The sequence below is a fragment of the Novipirellula sp. genome (assembly GCF_041583735.1).
GTDB lineage: Bacteria > Planctomycetota > Planctomycetia > Pirellulales > Pirellulaceae > Novipirellula.
This window is the reverse complement of sequence record NZ_JBFHFD010000760.1, coordinates 1-3,866: the sequence shown is the minus strand read 5'-3', so window position 1 is coordinate 3,866 and position 3,866 is coordinate 1. Positions and strand designations below refer to the sequence as shown.

Annotated in this window: 3 protein-coding genes; all 3 read right to left on the bottom strand. The window is 54.8% G+C overall.

Annotation, left to right across the window (positions count from 1 at the left end):
* Window positions 1-241, bottom strand: a 241-nt coding sequence (locus ABX962_RS32280) for a universal stress protein (protein ID WP_372725798.1), incomplete at its 3' end; no start/stop codon positions are given.
* 15 nt (window positions 242-256) lie between these two features.
* Complete coding sequence (locus ABX962_RS32275; RefSeq protein WP_372725797.1) at window positions 257-2,290, bottom strand: SulP family inorganic anion transporter; 2,034 nt, start codon at window positions 2,288-2,290, stop codon at window positions 257-259.
* A gap of 62 nt (window positions 2,291-2,352) precedes the next feature.
* On the bottom strand, window positions 2,353-3,018 hold the full coding sequence (locus tag ABX962_RS32270) for a carbonic anhydrase (protein WP_372725795.1): 666 nt from the start codon (window positions 3,016-3,018) through the stop codon (window positions 2,353-2,355).
* Window positions 3,019-3,866: the final 848 nt, after the last annotated feature.

Genomic DNA, 3,866 nt, shown 5'->3' with positions numbered 1-3,866 from the left:
CCGTCTTCAACTCATCAACATTGAACGATGGTGCGTAACCTGCTGAACCCGACGGCGAACTGAGCGTCCTGGAAAGGTTCTCGATTGCATCGAGGCCCATCAGTGTTTCCGTGACTCTCTCTGTATGGCTGACATGCAGCAGTGTGATTCTTCCCTCGAGGTCTTTGCATAGCCCGACGGCATATTGCAGCGCCGCGTGCGCGGATTCGCTGAAGTCCGTGGGAACAAGTAAATGACGCATGACTGACTTCCTTCACTATTTGTTCAATTGAGAAACCGTGGACTCGCCCACGGATCCATTGGGACCGACAACCGAGTCGGATGCAGGTGCGCCATTCTTTGCGGTGTCGGGATTGAAGCGTGCATGCAACGACTGCCAGTCGATGACGAGTTTGCCGCCCGTTGACTCGTGTTGTTTTGCCCAGTTCATCAACAAGTCCAGACAGGCGTGATCGATGTAGTCAAGCTCACTAAAATCGATATGTAGTTCAGCGCGAGCGGGAACCTTCTCTAATTCTCGCGCCAGAGCGGGAAGACGAACGAAGGTAGCTGCACCCTGCAGTGAGAGAGTCACCCTGTGGGAGCCTTGTTCTTGTTCAAGACTCGTAGCCAAGTGCGAGAACGTATACAGAAGTTTGGCAGCGGCAAGTCCGATGCCCACGAGTACGCCGGTCAACAGATCGGTGATGACGATCGTACTTACGGTGGCGGCGTAAATCGCGACTTCGCCACGACCGTACTTGCCGAGGTCGCGAATGGACTTGGGATTAACCAGCTTGTAGCCCGTATAAACAAGTATCGCAGCCAGGCTTGAGGTCGGAATCAGACGCAGTACAAAGGCCAAGCCTGCGACGAAGATCAGCAGCCACAGTCCGTGCAGGATGGCGGAAAAGCGGGTGCGTCCACCCGCTTGAACGTTTGCCGAACTGCGAACAATCACTCCAGTCAGCGGGAGCGCACCAAGAAAACCGCAAACAACATTCCCAACGCCCTGCGCAAAGAGCTCGCGGTCGTATCGAGTGCGGGGACCTTGATGCATCTGATCCACTGCAGTTGCACACAACAACGTTTCCGCACTGGCAACCACCGCGATCATCAGTCCGGCCTGAACCACGGCCGCCCAGGGTGCCGAGCTCAGTACGGTGAGGCTCGGAAATCGCACATCGCTCCAAAGATTATTGGGAATCTCTACGTACAGCACCGGTACCGCAAGCAAGGCGGCGACCAGGGTTGCCAAAACCACCGCGATCAAAGGGGCCGGCACGACCTTGAGAGGCTTGGGCGCGGCCCCCTGCCATAACAGGATGACTGCGATCGTCAGGATCCCGAGGTAGGCTGCCAGATGGTGATTCTTTTGATGGCTCATAAGATCTTCAAGCGACGCTACGGCTTGGACCTGTCGTGGCAAGATCTCTTCGATGTTGTTTTGCTGCAACGCGGTTGCCGCGGCACCACTTTGGAGAATCGCCAAGGAAGCCGCTTCATTGATCCTGGTAAATTTTTCACTCGGCTCCGACGCCGTTTCAAACTCCTTTAATCGAACACCGACCGCATTAAGATCCTCCGTAATCTGTGATTGCTCGGTCGCCAAGTCAACCAAGTCAACCTGCGAGATCTCGACAGGAGCTTCCGAGGACTCGGGCTTTTCTCCGTTCCCAGGATGCGGCACACGTTCAGCCACTCGCTCGTGCAGGTTCACCTGACGCTGGTGGAGGTCGCCAACGGTGCGCAACATTTCGGTCCGGAATTTTCGATCCTCACGGCTGTCGAATTCGGGGATTGCCAAACCCTTCCAAATCGCTTGCGGAATCGTAACCAGGTTTTGGATTCCGCTGCCCTTCGGCTTGTCGTCCACCATCACATGAAACTGACTTGCGAAGATCAGTACGCCGATTCCGGCCAGCATTCCTTTGATGACAGCGGGCGAAACAGCGCGAAACCATTGCCCCAACTTCAGAACCCCCGCAACGGCTTGCATCAATCCCGCGATCAAGACGATGGTGCCCAGCATTTCCAAGCCAAATCGCTGGACGACCTCATAGACGATCACCGTAAGACCAGCCGCAGGCCCACTGACTTGCAACGGACAGCCGGCCAGCGTGCCAACAACCAACCCGCCGACGATGCCGCTGATAAGACCGGCAGCCACAGGGACTCCTGAGGCGATCGCAATGCCCATACACAATGGCAACGCGACCAGGAACACCACAATCGACGCCAGTAAATCGTGCTTGATGATCGAGCCGAACGCGGTCTCGTGCTCCTGATCCATTTCTTGGGTGCTACTCATCTTTCGTCTCTATGCGATCTGGATTGATTCATCTTGAGAAACGCCAACAATGCGATCTGTGACTAAATCGAAGGCAACTCAGCCGAGACACTCGAGGAACGAGCGACGGTTTCTTCCACGGGCAGATACTGTCCCTTTTCGGCGTCGTACGCGAAAACTTGTCCAGTCTCGAATTTGTAAACCCAACCGTGTAGCTTCAGTTCGCCACGGGCTAACTTTGCCGCTACGGAGGGATGTGTCCGCAGATTTTCAAGCTGCACCAGTACATTCTCTTCGACCGTCGCCGTCAGCCGAGGCGCTTCTTCGGTGATGTGCTTGTAGTTCTCCTTCATGATTCGCGAGGTGGCTTCGGCATGCGTCAGCCAAGCACGAACTGCCGGCAACTCGCCGACAGCCTCAGGGTGCAGCAAGCCATTCATCGCTCCGCAATGGGAATGACCACAGACAATGATGTCCTGCACCTTTAACACAGAAACGGCGAATTCGATTGTGGCCGCTTCCCCACCAAGCACGGCTCCGTAAGGAGGCACGATGTTGCCAGCGTTTCGCATGATGAACAGCTCACCCGGTTGTGTTTGCGTTAACAGGCTGGGATCGATGCGCGAGTCGGAACAGGTGATGAACAATGCCAGCGGCTGTTGCCCCTGGGCCAATCGCTCGAAAAGTAACTTGTGGGAGGTGAAGTAGCTATCTTGAAATTCGTGAATGCCGTCAACGAGTTTTTGCATGGTCCTGAGTCCTTAAAAGGTATTGGAATAAAGCGATAATCTGAATTGCATTTAGTGTCGGTCGTCTGGCTATACGTAGTACGAACCGCAGTACGCATGCTGCCAAAGCCTCCGCCAGCATCTTAAGGATTGTGATTATGTGGCAGGGCGTTGACGACGAAGTTCGTCCGGGAAGCAAAGGCCCGGCTAGAGAAGCAGCGGCGCCATCAGATGGTTCGCAAGCCGATGCCCGGTGGGTACAGTTCGGCCCACGTCGCCAACCACACGAAAAGTTGCCCTTCGATACGCGACAACCCAATGCCGCGACTCTGGTTGAGAACGGCGAAGCGGCGTATGACATTGGGTGCGGACAACCGCTTCCTCCGATGACTCCGCTGCATCAAGAGGCGCTTCGCATTCGGAAAGGCTCCATTGCAATCCAATGCAGGGCGTGATTCCAGGCAAAAGAACGGCCCCAACCAACAGCAAACATCGCAACAGACCCTCAGTGCTTCTTCTCACTTTGCTTTTAGGGTAGTGAATGTCGCCAGACTTCGTGAATAGCGAGGAATTCTGGCGAATCTCACACCCCTGAACCCAAACCGAAAAAATGGCCCAAGCATTAAGAACAATGCCCTTTTGAGTTTGAAAAGTGGAGGTTGCGTTCTTCATCGTGCAATCTTGAGAAGATCTATCAGCATCGCCACGCCGGCAAGACCCAACACGGCGGATGAGCAATGTATGAACCCATACGGACGCACTTAAGTGCACGTTTCGTGCCAGTGCGGCAAAACGCTGAGAACACGAGCACGACCAGTACGAAGATGATAAGAAGTGTCCTCCGTCGTCCGCAACTACAGTAGCATCTT

What these genes read in the sequence shown, in the direction of transcription:
- ABX962_RS32275 (WP_372725797.1), bottom strand. Translation starts at nt 2,290, where the DNA reads ATGAGTAGCACCCAAGAAATGGATCAGGAGCACGAGACCGCGTTCGGC.
- ABX962_RS32270 (WP_372725795.1), bottom strand. Translation starts at nt 3,018, where the DNA reads ATGCAAAAACTCGTTGACGGCATTCACGAATTTCAAGATAGCTACTTC.